Source organism: Streptomyces sp. NPDC038200, assembly GCF_055600785.1.
Genome location: NZ_JBVJYH010000001.1, coordinates 230726 through 247776 on the forward strand (window position 1 = coordinate 230726; position 17051 = coordinate 247776).

A 17051-nucleotide genomic window follows, 5' to 3' on the forward strand; every position below is an offset into this window, starting at 1 on the left:
TCGGCGGTTCCGCGGATCGTTCCCCGGGGCCGCCCCGAGCGGGTCCCGGGGCTCCCTCAGGGCTCCGGCTCGTCCTCCTGGAAGTCCGTCACCCGCTCCAGCAGGATCGGCTCCCAGGCCCGCCCCAGCTGGGTGCGCAACAGGGGCAGGGAGCCGGTCGTGCGGCCTTCCAGGTGGTCGGTGAGGCGGATGACCGTGTCGCAGCGGGCGAGCCACAGGCCGCGCAGGCAGGGACGGGCGCCGTAGCCGGCGAGGGTGGCGGCCCGGACGGCCGCCGGGGAGCCGACGGCGACGGCGAGCCCGGCGATGTCCTCGGCGGGGTCGCCCAGCGCCGCCGCCGTCCAGTCCAGGATGCCGCGCACCCGGCCGTCGGCGCTGACCACCACGTGGGCGCCGGTCAGCCCGTGGTGGGTGAGGACGGCCGTGCCGGACTGCGCGGCGAGCTGCGCCGCGCCGGGCGGGGTGAGCTGGTGCAGCCGGGCAGCGTCGAACTCGTCGGCGGCGGCCAGCCGTTCCGCCGCGTGCACGGCCATCCGGCGCAGCGCCTCCAGCGAGCGCGGTGCGGTGCGCGGCACGCCGAGCGTCTCCGCCTGGCGAGCGGGGACCGCGCGCAGCCCGCCGAGCAGCCCGGCGAGGTCGGCCTCGCCGACGGCGGAGACGTCGTGCTCGTCGGCCGTGCCCCCGGGGACCCGGGTGTCGAGGGTGTAGGCGAGGCCGGGCGCCCAGTCGCCGTGCGCGACGCTGGTCGGCACGGCGACGGGGACGTGCGGGCGGACCAGGTCGCGCAGGCGCAGTTCCCGGCGGCGGCGGACGGACGCCTCCCGGTCGGGCGCGAGGCGGAGCACATGGCGGCCGCCGATCCACCAGGTGTGCTCACGGTCCTCCGTCACGGGCCGCACTTCGGGTCCCCCCGTGCCGTCGCCGCCCTCCTTGAGCAGCGAGCGGACCAGTCTGCGGACGGTGTCCGCGGTGGGTGTCGGTGCCTGGGTCATGGGTCGCGCCGTAGCCGTTCCGGGATGTCGTCGAGGGTGTGTCTCCTGGTCGTTCAGTCCACTATGACCATCTCACGGGTGGTGTTGTTCAGGCGCCGGCCACCGTCCTCGGTGACCGTGACGATGTCCTCGATGCGCACCCCGAAGCGGCCGGGCAGATAGATGCCGGGCTCCACGGAGAAGCACATGCCGGGCACGAGCGGCTGCTCCTCCCCCTCGATCATGTACGGCGGCTCGTGCGTGGTCACCCCGATCCCGTGCCCGGTGCGGTGGATGAAGTACTCGCCGTACCCGGCGTCGGTGATCACCGCGCGGGCGGCGCGGTCGACCTCCTGGCAGGCCACGCCGGGCCGTACGGCCCCGAAGCCGGCCTCCTGGGCGGCGCGCACGATGTCGTGGACGCGGCGCTCCTCCTCGGTGGGCTCGCCGACGTGGACCGTGCGGGTGGTGTCGGAGCCGTAGCCGTCCTTCAGGCCGCCGAAGTCGAGGACGACCATGTCACCGGGGCGGATGACGCGGTCGCCGACCTCGTGGTGCGGGTTGGCGCCGTTGGGGCCGGAGCCGACGATGGTGAAGTCGACCTGGGAGTGGCCGAAACGGCGCAGCAGGCCGGCGAGATCGTGGCCGACGTCGGACTCGCGGCGGCCGGCGAAGGGAACCTTCCGGATCTCCTCGAACGCCAGGTCGGCAGCCGCTCCCGCGGCGGCCAGGAGGTCCAGCTCGGCCGGGTCCTTCACGGCGCGCAGCATGGGCAGACCCTCGGTGAGGGCGGTGTAGGAGCTGTCGGGCAGGGCCCGCTGGAAGCCCAGCAGGTGCATCGCCCAGGTGTTGTCGCTGATGCCGAACCGGCCGCGGTCGTCGAGGAGGTCGGCGGTGACGGCGTAGGGGTCCTTGCCGTCGGTCCAGTCGCGCAGGGTCAGCGCGGTGGCGCCGGCGGCGTGCTCGGCGTCGGGGGCCTCCAGGGCGGGCACGACGAGCACGGGGTCCCGGCCGGGCGCGAGGACCAGCACCGTCAGCCGTTCCGTGACCGCGGTGGGCGTGTAGCCCGTGAGCCACACCATGTCCGGTCCCGGAGCCACGAGCAGTCCGGCGAGACCGGCGGCGGCGGCGGAGCGCGCGGCACGCTCCATGCGGGCCGTGTAGTCGGCGGCGGTGAAGGGCGCGGGCGTACTACCGGTCATCCGGGCCTCCGGGCGCGGCGGGGGGGAACGGGCGAGGGCGTCTCGGGCAGCATCCTGCCCGCCCGGACGGGGCGACGCGAGCCGGTCTCCGGGACCGGCGTCCCGCACTTCGGGGGGAAGGGACTCGGCACGGGCCCATGATGACGCGCGGGACGGACGGGGACCAGCGGGTTTCCCGGGGCGCACGCGGTGGAGCGCGAGGGACGGGTCCCGGATCGGTCAGGTGACCACCCCGGGCGTCACCGTCAGCTGCTGATAGCCGCCGCCGCTGTGCCGCACGGTGAGGAGCACCGGCCTTCCGGAGCGCGCCTCGGCGACGGCTCGGGCAAGGTCGGCGGCGGAGTCGACGCGGGTGGCGCCGAACTGCAGTACGACGTCTCCGCGGATCAGGCCCGCGGAGTAGCCGGGGCCGGGCACGTGCACGCCCACCACCAGCGCGCCCGCCTTCTCGCCGTCGACGGCCTCCAGGCCCAGGGTCGCGCCGTGCCGGGCGGGGGCGGGGGCCGGGGCGGTGCCGGGGGCGGTCCTGGCGGAGGGAGCGGGCGGCGGGGCCTGGCGGTGCAGCTCGGCGAGTCTGCTCATCCCGATCACGGTGGCGCCGACCGTGCCGATGCCGACGCCGGAGAGCACCAGCACCATGCCGGCGCACATGCCGAACAGCACGGTCCGCAGCCGCCGTCCGCGCCGGCGCGCGGCGTGCGGGTGATGGACGGGTTCCGGGGTGCCCTCCGGCCGCCGGTCCTGACCGGGCATCGGCTTGGGACGCAACGCAGTCTGTTCCATGGTTCGCTCGCCTCCGGCTGGAGCTCTACCCGGGGCGGCGGCCCGCGACGAGACACGAAAGGGTGAGACTGGCCGGAGCGTGCCGGAGGGTGGTCATGGCCGTCGAGGCACCACCGCCCCGCTCCCCGCCCGGCGTCCTCACCCGGTGCCCGACAGCCTGCGCACCAGTTCCGCCGCCGCTCCCCCCGGGCCGCCGCCGTGGAGGAGTTCCGTGCGGTGGACGACGCGGGGGGCGGTGAGCGGGACCGCGGTCGTGCCCGGTACACCGGTGGCCGCCCAGGCGGGCAGCAGGGTGAGGCCGTGTCCGGCCGCCGCGAGGGCGGTGAGGGTGCGGACGTCGGTGCCCTCGTAGCGCAGGGCGGGCCGGAAGGTGCCGCCGGCGGCCGCGGCGCGCAGGTCCGCGAGCGGGAGGGCCGCGTCGGGTGCGTCGAGCCAGCGGGCGTCGCCCAGGTCGCCGAGGCGCAGCCCTGGGCGCCCGGCGAGCGGGTGGCCGGCGGGGAGCAGGACGCTGACGGGCTCCTCGGCGACGCCGTGCGCGGTCAGCGGCGCCACGTCGGGCACCCGCAGCGGATCGCTGGGCGCGGCCAGCCCGTCCACGAGGCCGAGGTCGGCGGTGCCGGTGGCGACGGCCGCGGGGATCTCCGCGCGGGTGAGCACGCGCAGGGTGACGCCGGCCGGGGGGAGCGCGCCGAGGACGGCGGGGCCGAGCGCGGTCGGCGTGGTGGCGAGGGTCAGGCCGTGCTGGGGGGCGGCGGCGATGCGCACGACGTCGGCGCGGGCCGCGTCGAGACGCAGCAGCAGCGGACCCGCGTGTTCCAGCAGCCGTTCGCCGGCCACGGTCGGCGCGACCGGCCGGCGGGTCAGCAGGGGCGCGCCCAGGTCCTGTTCGAGGGCGGCGATGTGCTGGGAGACGGCGGACTGGGTGTAGCCCAGCTCGCGCGCGGCCTCCGAGAAGGAGGCGAGACGCGCCACGGTGACGTAGGTGCGGAGCAGATGCGGGTCCATGCCGCTCAGCATCGCACTCCATCAGCAATGCTTATCGATGATGCAGAAACCATCGTTGGACGTGAACGGGGCGTCGTACGGAGGATGGTGGCCATGACGAACACCGCCACTCTCGCCCTCGTCGGCGACCGCTCTCCCCACGTCGTCTCGCACACGCGCGTACCGTTCCTGCTGGACGCCCTGGCCGCACGCGACCGGCTGGTCCTGGACGCGTACTGGATCTCCTCGCAGGACGCGGAGGCCGCGGGCGCGGTACGCGGGTTCGACGCCGTGTGGGTGCTGCCGGGCAGCCCGTACCGCAGCGAGGCGGGCGTCCTCGCGGCGGTGCGCACCGCGCGCGAGGAGGGCATCCCGTTCCTGGGCACGTGCGGCGGCTTCCAGCACGCGCTGCTGGAGTACGCGCGGAACGTGTGCGGGCTGACGGGGGTCGCGCACGCCGAGAACGACCCGGACGCCGAGGATCCGCTCATCGAGCCGCTGGCCTGCTCGCTGGTGGGCCACGAGGCCGCGGTGACGATCGCGCCGGACTCGCTGGCCGCGTCCGTGATCGGCGCGGCGCGCACGGTCGAGCGGTACTTCTGCGCGTACGGCCCCTCCCGTCACCTGGACACGCTCCGCGCCCACGGGCTGCGGTTCTCCGGGCACGACGAGGACGGCCGGGTCCGGATGGCCGAGCTGCCCGGCCATCCCTTCTTCCTGGCGTCGCTGTTCCAGCCGGAGCTGGCCGGCGACGGCTCGCACCCGCACCCGGTGGTCCGGGCGCTGGCGCGGGCCGCCGTCGAGCACGCGGCGGCCCGGAGCGCCCGGCCGGCGTGAACCGCCCGCCGCCGCTCAGCCCGTGTGGCCCTCGCCGTGGCCGCCGTGCGCGCCGCCGTGGTCGAACTTCAGGGCCTCGGGCGGCATGACGACGAAGGGCCGCATCATGCCCATGTCCTCGTGCTCCAGCAGGTGGCAGTGGTACATGAACCGGCCGTACGCGCCGTCGAAGCGGCCCATGACCCGGAGCATCTGGTTCCCCGGCACCCGGAAGACGTCCTTGTGGCCGCGCTCGTTGGGGGCGAGCGGGATCGCCGTCCCCGCGTCGTACCGGATCGGGGTGCGGGTGCCGCCGACCGCCGGGTCGAAGCCGGAGACGTCGTAGGCGTCCCGGCCCAGCAGCTGGAAGTCGGCCAGGTGGATGTGCATGGGGTGCACGATGGGCGCCAGGTTGAGGAAGCTCCACTGCTCGTGGCTGCCCTCGCCGATGGTGAAGCCCAGCCCGTCGTTGAAGGTCCGCGCGGTGCGCCGGTACGTCTTCGTGGTGCCGTCGGGCCCGGTGATCTGGACGACGCCCTCGGCCGGGAGCCGCAGCCCCTCCGGGTTCGCGACCTCGGTCATCTCCCATATCTCGGGGTGGCCCCCGGCGCCCTTGGTGGTGGGCGGGGTGAGCAGGACGAGGCGGTGGCCGTGCGGGATGTCGTGGGTGAGGCGGCGGAAGGACCCGGAGAGCACCTCGGGCAGCTCGAAGGGGTCCTCCTCGCAGGTCTCCCGGACCCGGAACTCCAGCACGTCCGGGTACGGCACGTCACCGGCCGGGTCGGCCACCCCGGCGGGCTCGCCCGGCCCCTTGTTCACCAGCCGGAGGGTGCGGCCGGCCAGTGCGCGGAAGTCGACCAGCAGGTCGAAGCGCTCGGCCGGCGCGGCGGTCAGGGCGGGCAGGTCCGCGTCGAAGTCGATCGGCACCGGGCGCGGCAGGAGGCCGCCGTCGCTGCCGATCTGGTGGACGATCCCGGGCACCGGCGCGCCGTCCTCGTCGATCAGGACGAGGTCGAAGATGCGCGCGTTGGAGGCGTTGACCAGCCGGAAGCGGTACCAGGCCGGGTCCACGTCGGCGTACGGCCAGATGCGCCCGTTGACCGTGGTGTACGGGCCGGTGAACGGGACGGTGACCGGCTTGCCCGTCTCCGGGTTGCTCTGCTGGACGATCAACGTCTTGTGCAGCAGCCGGCCGTTGAGGCGGCCGTCCTCGTCGGTGTCGAGGTTGCGGTCGGCGATGAGGAGCGGGATCTCCCGCTCGCCGGAGGGCAGGTGGAGGGCGTCCTCCTCGTCGTCCCGGACGAGGTAGGTGCCGTACAGGCCCGACATCACGTTCCACCGGGTGATGTTCATGGCGTGGTCGTGGTACCACCACTGCACCGCCTGGTGGTCGTTCGGGTACTCCGACAGCTGGGCGTCGCCGGGGCCGACGGCGTTGTCCGCCCAGCCGTCGTTGCCGCCGCCGGTCTGGGCGCCGTGCAGATGCGTCACGGACCAGGCGGGCAGGGCGGCGACGTCCTTGTTCGGCTCGACGCCCTCACGGCCGGGCTCGGTGGTGGCCTGCGGGCGGCCGTCGGTGCGCAGCGGCACCTCCACCGACGTGACCGGGTACTCGCTGTCCCTCGGGATGCGGTTGGTCCAGGCGATACGGACACGCTGTCCGCGCCGCACCTCGATGGTCGGGCCCGGTACCTGCCCGTCGTACCCCCACATCAGGGTGGGCGGCAGCTGCGGGTGCAGGCGCACCCAGGTCGGGCGCAGGGCGATCTCGGTCTCGCGCAGGACGTCGTCCGCGGCGGGCCGCAGGACGGGCGGCACGGGTAACGAGGCGGCGTACGGTTTCAGTTCGGCAGGTACCGGCGCCTTGTCGCCCGCGGTCTCTCCGGTGAGCCTCTCGATGATCTCGGTCAAGATCGAACACCCCCGTGTATGTCCGGTGTCTGTTGTTCCCCTTGCACCGGAAGACCCCCCAGGGCTCACCGAAGTTCCCTGAACTCACCCTTCCGTACGTGAAGTTTGCGAAACCGTCAGCGAGGGCGAAACGGTCAGCCGAACGACAGGACCGGCACGGCGGGCGGGCGGTCCGGTGCGAAGCCGTGGGCGCGGCGGCCGAGCCACTCGGCCTTGTAGCGGTCGACCTCCCGGTGCCAGTTGAGGATCCCCGCGAGCCAGTTGCGCAGGTCGAGCACATAGGCGTCGATGGCCCGGCGGCCCTCGGCAGACAGTGCGAAGTCGTCGTACAGCACGGGCAGTTCATGTGCGACGACATGCTCGAACTGCTGCATGCGCTGGTTCATCAGGTCCTGGACGACACGGAGGGCCGCCGGGTAGTCCACGCCGAAGAAGTTCTGCACGACCAGGACGGCGTTGTGGATCTCGCCCTCGTACTCGATCTCCTTCTGGTACGAGAAGACGTCGTTGACGAGGCAGGCGTAGTCGATGGCGGCGTTCTCCAGGGAGCGCACCGGGCCGCTGGCGTACACCTCGGCGGGGACGGCGGGGCCGTGGCCCATCCGGCACAGGCTCAGGGTGAGGTCCGAGCCGAAGGTGGAGCGGCGCATCTCCAGGTAGTCCACCGGGTCGGGGACGCGGTTCTGGAGCTGGTTGGAGAGTTCCCAGACCCAGCTCTCGGTCATCTTGTCCACGGCGGTCTTCAGGGTGCGTCGCTGGTCTGCGGTCATCCCGGCGGTGGTGCGTGTCCACAGGTCGATCAGGCCGCGTTCCATGGCGTTGCCGGGGACGACGGTGGGCCCGCCCTCGACCGGCATGCACTCCGACAGCCGGGCCGTGGTCAGCCGTGCGGCGGCCAGGTCCCGGCGGTGGCCGTACACCAAGGGGTAGTAGTCGTCGCCGTACGTTCCCCAGGCGAGCCACTGGGCGCTGAGGTCGAGGGCGTCCGGGGTGGCGTCCGGGTCCAGGCCGGCGGAGCACAGGGCGAGGTCGGCGGCGGCGAGCTTGTCCTCGTCCCAGACGCCCTCCTGGAGGATGCCCGTGCTGCGGCACCAGCCGACGAGCCGGCTGCGGGCCTGGTCCAGGTGAGGGCTGAGCTGGACCTCGAAGGGCATGTACAGGTCGGGGATGCGGGACGGTCCGACCTTCTGATGAGGCAGGTGGGAGTAGGCGCGCAGGCGCTCCTGGGCCGCCGCGGCGAGCAGCGCGCCGACGTCGGCGGCGGCGGTGCCGGGGCCCGTGAGCCGCCAGGCGGACTCGGACCGCGCGCCCTTGTTCATGTAGCGGCTGGAGCGCATGTGCCACTCGTGGCCGCCGGACTGCCAGTCCTGGAGTCCCTTGGTGTAGGCGGCCACCGCGGCGGCCTCGTCGGGCCTGAGCCCCTTCTCCAGGGCGACGGCCGGTACTTCGGTGAGCGCGGTGTGCTCGAACTGGTGCAGCCGGGAGGTGAGGACGTCGTTGACGGTCTCGGCGGCCTCCTGCGTGGTGCAGCCGAAGAACGTCTCCAGGACCAGCACGCCGTTGCTGTTCTCGCCCTCCTCCTCGACCTCGCGCTGGTAGGAGAACAGGTCGTTGCGCAGGTGGACGGCGTCGGAGAAGGTCTCCATGAGGACGCGCAGCGGCCGGGTGCCGGACACGGCGGCGGGCACCTCGGCGGTCGCGTACTCGACGAGCCCGGCGGACCAGGGGGCGCCGCCCACCTTGCGGCGCATCTCGATGTACTCGACGGGGTTGGCGATCCGCCCCTCGTTGATGTTGGACAGCTCCCACATCGACTCGTTGAGCAGATGCTCGGTCGCGACGGAGAAGCGGCGCCGCCAGTCCACGGACATCGACGGCACGGTCCGCGCCCACAGGTCCTTCAGCCCCGCCTCCACCGGGTTCTCCGGCTCGGGCACCGGTGTCCCGGGGGCGAGCGGCATGAACAGGGGCAGACGGTCCAGGTGCGCCTTTCCGGCGGCCCGGTCCTGGGTGCGCTTGAACATGTCGAGGAAGTGGTCGTCGAAGAAGAACACCCACACGTACCAGTCGGTGATCAGCGAGAGAGCGGGTCCGTCGCAGTCGGGGTGGGTGTAGGAGCACAGGAGACCGTAGTCGTGCGCCTCCAGATCGGCCTGCTCCCAGACCCCGGAGCCCTCCAGCATGCCCATCTCGCGTGCCCAGCGGGTCGAGTGGGCGCGGGCCTCCTCCAGGTGCGGATTGAGGCGCGCGGGATACGGCATGTAGAAGTGCGGGAGTTCGAACGGCTGCGTCATGGCCGGGGCACTACCCGTGGCCCCGGACGCCCATCCGCCCGGGGACACATGATCACACCATCGCGTGAACCGTCCGCGAAACGTGGAACTCCGGCGGGGCATTGTGGCGTTGGTGCTCTTGCCGGGCCCCCGCGCGGGGGTCACGGTAGGCGCATGACCTCCTTCGTACTGCCCCATGAGGTGCACGGCGACGGCGCCCACAAGGTGTTCGCCGTGCACGGCTGGTTCGCCGACCGGTCCGCCTACGCGGCCGTCCTGCCGGACCTGGACCGGGCCTCCTTCAGCTACGCGCTGGTCGACCTGCGCGGCTACGGCGAGGCGCGGGACGCCGCGGGCTCGTTCACGACGGCCGAGGCGGCCGGGGACCTGGTGGAGCTGGCCGACCGGCTCGGCTGGGAGCGGTTCTCGGTGATCGGGCACTCCATGGGCGGCGCGGTGGCACAGCGCCTGCTCTCCGTCGCCCCGCACCGGCTGCGCCGGATCGCGGGCGTCTCGCCCGTGCCCGCCTCGGGCATGCCGATGGCCGGGGAGCAGGGGGAGCTGTTCCGGGACGCGGCGCACCGGGCGGAGAACCGGCGCACGATCATCGACGTCACCACCGGTGGCCGCCGGCCCGCCGCCTGGCTGGACCGGATGGTCGCCCGTTCGCTGGAGCGCAGCGACGCCAAGGCGTTCCGGGCCTGGCTCGACTCGTGGGCGGGCGCCGACTTCAGCACGGCCGTCGAGGGCAGCGAGGTGCCGGCGCTCGCCGTGGCCGGTGCGCTCGATCCGGCGCTGTCGCCGGAGGTCATGCGGCAGACCTGGATGTCCTGGTATCCGCGCGCCCGGCTGGCGGTGCTGTCCGGTGCCGGCCACTACGCGATGGACGAGACGCCGCTGGAACTGATCCGTACCGTCGAGGACTTCCTGCGGGCGGACGACGCGGACGCGGCGAGCGGAACCGGCGGGGCGGACGCGACGCGCGGGACCGACGGGACTGGCGGGGCGGACGGGGCCGGGACGTCCGGCGTCGCGGGCAGGGGCGGGCCGGCGTGAGTGCGCCCGAGGCGCCCGCGGTGCCGGACGTCTTCGATCCGCGCCGGTACGCCACCGGGATCCCCTACGCCGACTACCGCGTGCTGCGCGACCGTCATCCGGTGGCCTGGCAGCGGGAGCCGGAGGTACTGGGCTGGCCCGCCGGGCCCGGGTTCTGGGCGGTGACCCGGCACGCGGACGTCGTGCACGTGCTGAAGGACGCGGGGACGTACTCCTCGTACGCCGGTGCGACCCAGATCCGGGACCCCGACCCGGAGGACCTGCCGTTCATCCGGCGGATGATGCTCAATCAGGATCCGCCCGGTCACCGGCGGCTGCGCCGGCTGGTGAGCCGGGCCTTCACTCCGGGACGGGTCGACCGGTTCGCGGCGGTCGCCCGGGAGCGGGCCCGCACGCTGCTCGCGGGCGCCCTGGAGAAGGCGCGGGAGGGGGACGGCACGGTCGACCTGGTGGCCTCCGTCACCGACGACTACGCCCTGCTGAATCTGGCGGATCTGCTGGGCGTCCCGGAGAGCGACCGGCATCTGCTGCTGCACTGGACGCAGCGGGTCATCGGCTACCAGGATCCGGACGAGGCCGGTCCGCGAGTGCTGGACGGCGCGGGCAAGCCGGTGAATCCGCGGTCCCCGGCGATGCTGCGGGACATGTTCGCGTACGCCGGACAGCTGGCCGCGTACAAGAGACGGCACCCCGCCGACGACGTGATGACGGCGCTCGTCCTCCCCCGGACGCCCGGCGGCGCTCGCACGGAGGGGACGGTCGGCGAGGAACTCGCCGACGCGGAGCTGGAGATGTTCTTCTTCCTGCTCACCGTGGCCGGCAACGACACCGTGCGCAGCGCGGCCCCGGGCGGGCTGCTGGCGCTGGCGGAGCATCCGGAGGCGTACGAGCTGCTGCGCACCGGCCGGGCCGGCGTACCGTCCGCCGTCGACGAGCTGCTGCGCTGGCACCCGCCCGTGCTCACCTTCCGCCGGACGGCGGTACGGGACACCGAGCTGGCGGGCCGGGCGATCCGGGCGGGCGACAAGGTCGTGGTGTTCCACGCCTCGGCCAACCGGGACGAGCGCGTCTTCACCGCACCGGACCGGCTCGACCTCACCCGCTCGCCCAATCCGCACGTGTCGTTCGGGGACGGCCCGCACGTCTGCCTGGGCGCTCACCTCGCCCGGCTGCAGCTGCGGGTGCTCCACGAGGAGGTGCTGCGCGTCCTGCCGGGGCCGCCGTGCCTCGCCGGGCCGGCGGGGCGGCTGGTGTCGAACTTCATCAACGGCGTCAAGTCACTGCCGGTGCGGCTGGTCTGACGGGTCCGTCTGGATCAGCGCATGGGTGCCGCTCGTCCGCCAGCGCTGCCCCTCGGCCGCCACCAGCGCGGCCTCGGTCGCGGCGGTCAGGCCGGTGATCACGTCGGACTTGAGGGTGCGCAGCGCGGCGACCGGGCCGGGGAAGTACCGGGTCGTCTCCTCGAAGGGCGTGGTGGGCGGCCAGTACCGGTCGCCCACCAGGCGCCGGTAGTTGAGGTCGCCCTTGACGACGGTCAGCGTGGCCGCCGCGAACTCGGCGCGCAGATCGTCCGGCATCGCGGAGTACGGCAGCGGGGCGCAGGAGAAGGGGTGGGCGCGCACGGTGAGCCGGCCGTCGGCCATCGCCGACCAGAGCACGCGCCCGTACTCGCCGGCCGTGCCGGAGGCCGCGCGCAGCCGGTGCAGGGCGTCGACCACGTCGGCGGTGGTGGCGTCGGAGACGTAGTAGGGGTACGGCTTGACGTGCAGCACCGCCCGCGCGGTCCGGCCCGCGGCGAGCAGGTGGGCGATCAGGAGGAGGTCGGGGACGAGTTCGCGGCCCGCGTTGTCGGCGACGAGGACGAGGGTGCCGGTCCCGTCGGGCGGCAGCAGCGACCAGAGGGTCTCGCTGTCGTCGGCGACCAGTGCGGGGGCCGGTTCCCGGGCCTCGGCGCCCGCGGCGGAGAGCCGGAAGCCGAGGTCCGCGCGGTTGCCCCACAACGAGCCGTGCAGCAGGGCGGGTGCCCGCTCCTCCTCCGGCAGGTCGCGCAGGCCGTCCAGGGCGGCCAGTTCCTCGTCGGTCTCCGGGGCGTCGAGTTCGGCGCGCTTGAAGGGACGGAAGGGATCGACGCCCTGCCAGGCGCCCGGACCGAACCAGCCGACGGCGTCCAGCAGCCGGCGGTAGAAATAGCTCTCGGACCACAGCCAGGGCACGTCGTACCAGGACCGCCCGGTGTGGCCGGCCAGGCCCCAGTCGTGCCACCGGCCCCGGTCCGGGGCGTCGGCGGGCAGCGGCTCGATCGCCCCCTGGGTGCAGCTCTTCAGCAGCTCGTCCAGCGCCGTGTGCTGCCCGGGACCGTACGGGAAGGCGTCCCGTACCTGCCGGATGATCGCGGGGTGCCGCTCGGCCAGCACGCTGTGCGGGAACGAGCCGGGGTCGTTGCCGAGGATCACGGGTGCGAACGGGATGTCGGGCATGCCCGTCACCGTATCGCGGGTGTCAGGCGGTGCGGATCTCCCGCTCCAGCTGCGTGGCGAGGGTGACGTAGCGGGGGCGGCGGTGCACCGGGACGAGTCCGCGGATCACGAGGTGCCACATCTCGGCGGTTCTGCGCGGCAGCCGGCCGACGGGTTCGAGCGAGCGGCCGGCGACCCGGGTGCCGATGAAGAAGCAGACGAGGGAGTGGGCGACGGCCCCGATGTCGAGATCGCCGTGCAGGTCGGCCTCCTTGACGGCACCGGTGAACTTGCGGGTGGCGAAGTCCAGCCATTCGGTGAACGGGTGGCGCAGGGGCGGCCGTACGGCGATGTCCGCGGTGGCGAGACGGAGTCCGGCGCGCGGCACCGGGTCCTCCACGGCGAGCCGGGCGATCCCGAACGTGGTGCGCATCAGGGCCTCCAGCGAGGAGCAGCCGCGGCTCTCGACGTCGGCCACGAGCTGCTGCGCGGCTTTGGCCTGCAGTTCCAGGATGGCGTGGGCCAGATCCTCCTTGGCGGCGAAGTGGAAGTACAGGGCGCCCTTGGTGACCTTCGCGTGTGCGACGATGTCGCTCAGACTCGTGGATTCGTAGCCGTGCCGGTCGAACAGGTCGGCGGCGGCCGTGATGATCGTTGACCGGGTCTGTTCAGCGCGTAACTGCCTCGCCATCCTGGGACCCCTCCTCGCACTCAACCGAACAGGACATGCGGTTTGTTTTTAACCCCTTGCATACGATAACTCACCGAGGGGCAGCAGGAGTCCGGCGTACCGGGCATGCGGTACGACACGTGTCAGCGGCGCGACCGACGGCGGCCGGGTCCGGGGTGCTTCGTGAACGGGCGAGACCACGCCGGTTCCCCCTTCAGGTGCGGCCGGTTCCCGGCAGCCACGGGGCGACGGGCGCCGCACCCATGATCGCCACGATACGAGGCGGACACCCGGCTCCTCAATGGTGCGTGGAAGCAGGCGCAAAACAGCCGAACCGGTCTGTCCTTTCACGCCCCCTGCACCCGGGTGCGCCGGTCGGGCTGAACGGGGCGGACACCGCCGCCGTACTGGACGCCGCAGATCCCGTTCCCGCGCCTGTCGAGGAGACGTCCCGGATGACTCGGATGACCGCCCGCCTGAGCGTCAGGATGGCCGCCGCGACGGCACCGCTCCTGCTTCTGCCGTGGGCGGCGGGGTCCGCCCAGGCGCACGGAGCGCCCACGGATCCCGTCAGCCGGGTCTACGCCTGCTCGCCCGAGGGCGGCGCCGCCGGATCGGCCGCCTGCCGGGCCGCGATCGCGGCGAACGGCGCTCCGTTCACGGCGTGGGACAACCTGCGCGTGGCGGGGGTGGGGGGCCGGGACCGGCAGGTGATTCCGGACGGCAGGTTGTGCAGCGGGAACCTGCCGGCGTACCGGGGCCTGGACCTGGCGCGGCGGGACTGGCCGGCGACGCGGCTGGCCCCGGGCGGCCGGCTGACACTGACCTATGCGTCGACCATCGCGCACACGGGCACGTTCCGGCTGTATCTGACCGAGCGGGGTTACGACCCGTCGAGGCCGCTGGCCTGGTCCGATCTGCCGGAACGGCCCTTCGCCGAGATCACTGACCCGCCGCTGCGAGGCGGGGCGTACCACCTGAGCGCGACCCTGCCGAAGGACCGGACGGGGCGTCAGGTGCTGTACACGATCTGGCAGAACAGCAGCACGCCGGACACGTACTACTCGTGCTCCGACGTGGTCTTCCCCGAGCACAAGGAGGCCGCCGGGGCGGCGGGGTCCACGCGGCCGGCGACGGAGACGCCGGCCACACCGCGTCCACGGCCGGCACGGACGCGGAGTGCACCGGCGGAGCGTGCGACTCCCGAGTCGAAGCGGCAGGGTGGCGGCCCTTCCGAAGGAGCCTCGGCCGAGGGGGCCCCGGTGGCGGAGACCACGCACGGCGGCTCGGGGCCCTCGGCCCCCCTGCTGGCGGGCGGCGCCACCGCGGTGCTGCTGCTCACCGGGGGCGCCGCCCTCTTTCTGCGGCTGCGACGACGCTGAACCGCAGGGTGCGGCGCGTCAGTTCACGTAGACCCGGACTCCGCCGTCGGTGACGGGCGCGTACTTGGCCGTGAAGTAGCCGTTGGCGAAGCACAGCGAAGAACCGGACGTCTTGGTGAACTGCTGGTTGGTGAAGGTGATGCTGCTGTCGGCGTTGTCGGCCTTGCCGGTCAGGCTGGGTGCCTGGTACACGCAGGTCACCGTGCCCAGCAGGGTGCGCAGCTGGACCGTGGCCTGGATGGTGGAGCCGCTCGGGGGCGAGACGGTGAGGGTGCCCGCCGAGGTGATCGACGCCGAGTAGGGCAGGTTGTTGATGGTGATGCCGTTGACCCCGAGGACACCGGTGACGTTGCTGGTGCAGGTGCTGCTGTCGAAGGTGTGCCCGGTGACGGACTCGGTGGCCGTGCCGGGCGCGGCCGGGTTGCCGGTGACCTTGGCGGTGAACTGGGAGCCCGTGCACTTCACGCCGCTGGTGCCGGTCGCGCTGGAGTAGAAGGTGGCGGCGGTGCCGGTGGACAGGGGCGCGGTGAGGGTGTCGCCGACGGCGGCCGCGGCGCCGCCGTTGGCGCCGGTGTTGCCGACGGTGAGGACCGCGCCGGCCGCGGAGGCCGGGGTGGCCCATGCGAGAGCGAGCGCGGCGGCGGTGCCACCGAGAGCGAGGAGGGAGCGCGTACGCATGCGGGTGCCTCTCTTCGAAGTGGGGCGAGATGAGGTGAGGTGGGGGGTGGCGGGTGGTGCTTGCGATGCCGCCGGCGCAGGACCGTGACGCCTTCTCCGTACGCTGCGGACCCGCGACGGCGGCACACCGGGCACCGGCCGAAGGCCTCGGGGGAAGACCTCCGGCCGAGCCGGACAAGGGGGCGGCCGGGCACGGGACAAGTGTGGAGACGACCGTGCCGGTGCCGCGCTCGTGAGGTGGAGCGATTGCCGTGCCAGGGCCGGGAACGCGGTCGCTGCCGCGTCGCGGGATGCGACGGGTGCCGCGCTTGGGGGGCGACTGCCGCCGCCCGCCGGATCCGGCGCCACGGATCCGGGAAACAGGGGAATTTCTAGACCTGATTAACCGTCAACGTCAAGGCGTGAGCAGCGAGTTGTCGCACGCGGACCCGGCCCGCGCACATCCGACACCCTTTTTCCACAACTCCCTTGACCCTTCAAAGTAACCGGCGGTAACTTCCTCGAAGGCTACTGCCGCGTAACGTGAAAGCCCTTGCACCCGCCGGGAGTTGCGAGGAGGCGTACGCGGCGTCCACTGTCCGCGCCAGGACACCGCGCCACGGAAGCCCAACCCGCATTGATCCATGCCCATGGGAGCAGACATGGCCTCGTCCCCGGACGTCTCGTCCGCCGGCAACACCCCCGAGAACTCGGGAAGCGGCACCCCGCCCGAAACCCCGAACGACGCCGGGACCACCACCGGTGTCCAGAGACGAGGACGGGTCCGGGCCCGCCGGGCCGCGGTGATGGCGGTGCCCGCCACCCTCGTCGCCGCCACCCTCGCGGTCCTCACCGCCCAGGGTGCGCTGGGTGTGCAGTTCGCGATCTCCGGCATGCCGTTCACGGTCACCGCGACCGAGCTGAACGGCACCGGTTTCGAGCAGTTCGGCGGGCTCGACAACATGGCCGAGGGCAGCCCGAACGCCGGGGACACCGGCGGTCAGGTGCTCGTCGTCACCTCCGCCATCAAGAACGCCACGCTCACCAAGTTGTGCCAGAGCGTCGACCTCGGCGGCACCAACCTGCTGATCACCGCGGGCAGCGGCGCGAACAAGGTCACCGCGACCGACCTGACCACCGACTCCACCGAGCTGTCGGGCGACGCGGCGTTCAACAACATCGAGATCGGCAACGACGCCAGCACGCTGAACAAGGCGAACGCGAAGGGTCCGATCGGAGTCTTCAGCCAGCAGGCCGACACCGTGCGCATCGCCCATCTCCGGCAGACCAACTACGCCACCACGGCAGGCGTGTTCAAGCTGCCCGGCCTCAAGCTCCGCTTCAGCGATTCGGGCTGCTGATCGCCGTGCCGGACCCGCACACCGTTCCGGACCGTCCGCGTCGGGGACCGAGGCTCGCCTTCCGCGGATGGCGGGCCCGCCGGCCGTTCTGGGGCGGACTGCTGCTCGCCCTCGGCGGCGGCGAGATCCTGCTCACCGAGAAGGCCTCGCTGAAGGTCGTGCTGCACATCGGCATGCAGGGCCTGGCCGGCTATCTGCTGCCGACCCTCATGGCGCTGCTGGGGCTGCTGATCCTCTTCAACCCGTCCCAGCGGCTCTTCTACTCCCTCACCGGCGTCCTGCTCTCCCTGGGCACCTGGCTCACCTCCAACCTGGGCGGCTTCTTCCTCGGCCTGCTCCTCGGCGTCACCGGCAGCTGCCTCGCCTTCGGCTGGCTCCCGGACCAGGAACCGCGCGTCAGCCGCCGCAAACGCCGCCGGCAGGCGAGGGCCGAGGCTCGCGCGCCGGCGTCGGAGGCGGCGGAGGGGACGGCCTGACGGGACACGCGCCCGGGCCACGCCGGGCCCGGCCCATGCATGCGCCGGTCACG

At 73.2% G+C, this 17051-nt stretch carries 15 protein-coding genes; 6 read left to right on the forward strand and 9 right to left on the reverse strand.

The annotated features are described in order from the left end of the window. Window positions 1-56: 56 nt before the first annotated feature. The 4 genes from ACZ7KF_RS01010 to ACZ7KF_RS01025 form a co-directional block, all read right to left on the reverse strand. Entirely contained in the window at window positions 57-992 is a 936-nt protein-coding gene (locus tag ACZ7KF_RS01010; RefSeq protein WP_471067919.1) for a phosphotransferase family protein, read from the reverse strand. A gap of 53 nt (window positions 993-1045) precedes the next feature. Beyond that, entirely contained in the window at window positions 1046-2173 is a 1128-nt protein-coding gene (locus ACZ7KF_RS01015) for a M24 family metallopeptidase (RefSeq protein WP_471067922.1), read from the reverse strand. A 219-nt stretch (window positions 2174-2392) separates the two neighbouring features. Continuing rightward, window positions 2393-2956: a PDZ domain-containing protein gene (locus tag ACZ7KF_RS01020; protein ID WP_471067925.1), complete on the reverse strand. Its 564-nt coding sequence runs from the start codon at window positions 2954-2956 to the stop codon at window positions 2393-2395. 138 nt (window positions 2957-3094) lie between these two features. Continuing rightward, window positions 3095-3973 carry a LysR family transcriptional regulator gene (locus ACZ7KF_RS01025; protein ID WP_471067928.1) on the reverse strand — a complete coding sequence of 293 codons (879 nt, stop codon included), beginning with the start codon at window positions 3971-3973 and terminating at the stop codon, window positions 3095-3097. A gap of 81 nt (window positions 3974-4054) precedes the next feature. Here ACZ7KF_RS01025 and ACZ7KF_RS01030 point away from each other — a divergent pair, with 81 nt between their 5' ends. Then, window positions 4055-4777: a CTP synthase C-terminal region-related (seleno)protein gene (locus ACZ7KF_RS01030; RefSeq protein WP_471067931.1), complete on the forward strand. Its 723-nt coding sequence runs from the start codon at window positions 4055-4057 to the stop codon at window positions 4775-4777. Window positions 4778-4792: 15 nt separating this feature from the next. On the opposite strand, the gene phsA is transcribed toward ACZ7KF_RS01030, so the two are convergent. Both phsA and cyc2 read right to left on the reverse strand, forming a co-directional pair. After that, complete coding sequence (phsA, locus tag ACZ7KF_RS01035; protein WP_471067934.1) at window positions 4793-6667, reverse strand: O-aminophenol oxidase PhsA; 1875 nt, start codon at window positions 6665-6667, stop codon at window positions 4793-4795. A gap of 134 nt (window positions 6668-6801) precedes the next feature. Further along, on the reverse strand, window positions 6802-8961 hold the full coding sequence (gene cyc2 / locus ACZ7KF_RS01040) for a germacradienol/geosmin synthase Cyc2 (protein ID WP_471067936.1): 2160 nt from the start codon (window positions 8959-8961) through the stop codon (window positions 6802-6804). Between the two features lie 153 nt (window positions 8962-9114). Between cyc2 and ACZ7KF_RS01045 the strand changes: the two genes are divergently transcribed. Both ACZ7KF_RS01045 and ACZ7KF_RS01050 read left to right on the forward strand, forming a co-directional pair. After that, window positions 9115-9996, forward strand: coding sequence for an alpha/beta fold hydrolase (locus ACZ7KF_RS01045; RefSeq protein ID WP_471067939.1), 882 nt, complete (start codon window positions 9115-9117; stop codon window positions 9994-9996). Then, window positions 9993-11297, forward strand: a complete 1305-nt coding sequence (locus ACZ7KF_RS01050; protein WP_471067942.1) for a cytochrome P450 — start codon at window positions 9993-9995, stop codon at window positions 11295-11297. The genes ACZ7KF_RS01045 and ACZ7KF_RS01050 overlap by 4 nt, the downstream gene beginning before the upstream one ends. On the opposite strand, the gene ACZ7KF_RS01055 is transcribed toward ACZ7KF_RS01050, so the two are convergent. Beyond that, complete coding sequence (locus ACZ7KF_RS01055; protein WP_471067944.1) at window positions 11274-12473, reverse strand: damage-control phosphatase ARMT1 family protein; 1200 nt, start codon at window positions 12471-12473, stop codon at window positions 11274-11276. The two genes, ACZ7KF_RS01050 and ACZ7KF_RS01055, sit on opposite strands and share 24 nt — an antisense overlap. Before the next feature lie 22 nt (window positions 12474-12495). Next, window positions 12496-13143 (reverse strand): ScbR family autoregulator-binding transcription factor, encoded by a 648-nt coding sequence (locus ACZ7KF_RS01060; protein WP_471067947.1) that lies wholly within the window; start codon window positions 13141-13143, stop codon window positions 12496-12498. A gap of 434 nt (window positions 13144-13577) precedes the next feature. Here ACZ7KF_RS01060 and ACZ7KF_RS01065 point away from each other — a divergent pair, with 434 nt between their 5' ends. After that, on the forward strand, window positions 13578-14504 hold the full coding sequence (locus ACZ7KF_RS01065; protein ID WP_471067950.1) for a lytic polysaccharide monooxygenase auxiliary activity family 9 protein: 927 nt from the start codon (window positions 13578-13580) through the stop codon (window positions 14502-14504). An 18-nt stretch (window positions 14505-14522) separates the two neighbouring features. Here the strand turns inward: ACZ7KF_RS01065 and ACZ7KF_RS01070 are convergent, their stop codons facing one another. Continuing rightward, window positions 14523-15182, reverse strand: coding sequence for a Tat pathway signal sequence domain protein (locus ACZ7KF_RS01070; protein ID WP_471067953.1), 660 nt, complete (start codon window positions 15180-15182; stop codon window positions 14523-14525). A 641-nt stretch (window positions 15183-15823) separates the two neighbouring features. Here ACZ7KF_RS01070 and ACZ7KF_RS01075 point away from each other — a divergent pair. Then, window positions 15824-16522, forward strand: a complete 699-nt coding sequence (locus ACZ7KF_RS01075; RefSeq protein ID WP_471069550.1) for a DUF6230 family protein — start codon at window positions 15824-15826, stop codon at window positions 16520-16522. Between the two features lie 5 nt (window positions 16523-16527). After that, window positions 16528-16998 (forward strand): DUF6114 domain-containing protein, encoded by a 471-nt coding sequence (locus ACZ7KF_RS01080; protein ID WP_471067956.1) that lies wholly within the window; start codon window positions 16528-16530, stop codon window positions 16996-16998. Window positions 16999-17051: the final 53 nt, after the last annotated feature.

Coding starts and splice junctions, on each gene's coding strand:
- ACZ7KF_RS01010 (WP_471067919.1), bottom strand. CDS start 992: ATGACCCAGGCACCGACACCCACCGCGGACACCGTCCGCAGACTGGTC.
- cyc2 (WP_471067936.1), bottom strand. CDS start 8,961: ATGACGCAGCCGTTCGAACTCCCGCACTTCTACATGCCGTATCCCGCG.
- ACZ7KF_RS01025 (WP_471067928.1), bottom strand. CDS start 3,973: ATGCTGAGCGGCATGGACCCGCATCTGCTCCGCACCTACGTCACCGTG.
- ACZ7KF_RS01045 (WP_471067939.1), top strand. CDS start 9,115: ATGACCTCCTTCGTACTGCCCCATGAGGTGCACGGCGACGGCGCCCAC.
- ACZ7KF_RS01075 (WP_471069550.1), top strand. CDS start 15,824: ATGGCCTCGTCCCCGGACGTCTCGTCCGCCGGCAACACCCCCGAGAAC.
- ACZ7KF_RS01030 (WP_471067931.1), top strand. CDS start 4,055: ATGACGAACACCGCCACTCTCGCCCTCGTCGGCGACCGCTCTCCCCAC.
- ACZ7KF_RS01065 (WP_471067950.1), top strand. CDS start 13,578: ATGACTCGGATGACCGCCCGCCTGAGCGTCAGGATGGCCGCCGCGACG.
- ACZ7KF_RS01055 (WP_471067944.1), bottom strand. CDS start 12,473: ATGCCCGACATCCCGTTCGCACCCGTGATCCTCGGCAACGACCCCGGC.
- ACZ7KF_RS01070 (WP_471067953.1), bottom strand. CDS start 15,182: ATGCGTACGCGCTCCCTCCTCGCTCTCGGTGGCACCGCCGCCGCGCTC.
- ACZ7KF_RS01060 (WP_471067947.1), bottom strand. CDS start 13,143: ATGGCGAGGCAGTTACGCGCTGAACAGACCCGGTCAACGATCATCACG.
- ACZ7KF_RS01015 (WP_471067922.1), bottom strand. CDS start 2,173: ATGACCGGTAGTACGCCCGCGCCCTTCACCGCCGCCGACTACACGGCC.
- ACZ7KF_RS01020 (WP_471067925.1), bottom strand. CDS start 2,956: ATGGAACAGACTGCGTTGCGTCCCAAGCCGATGCCCGGTCAGGACCGG.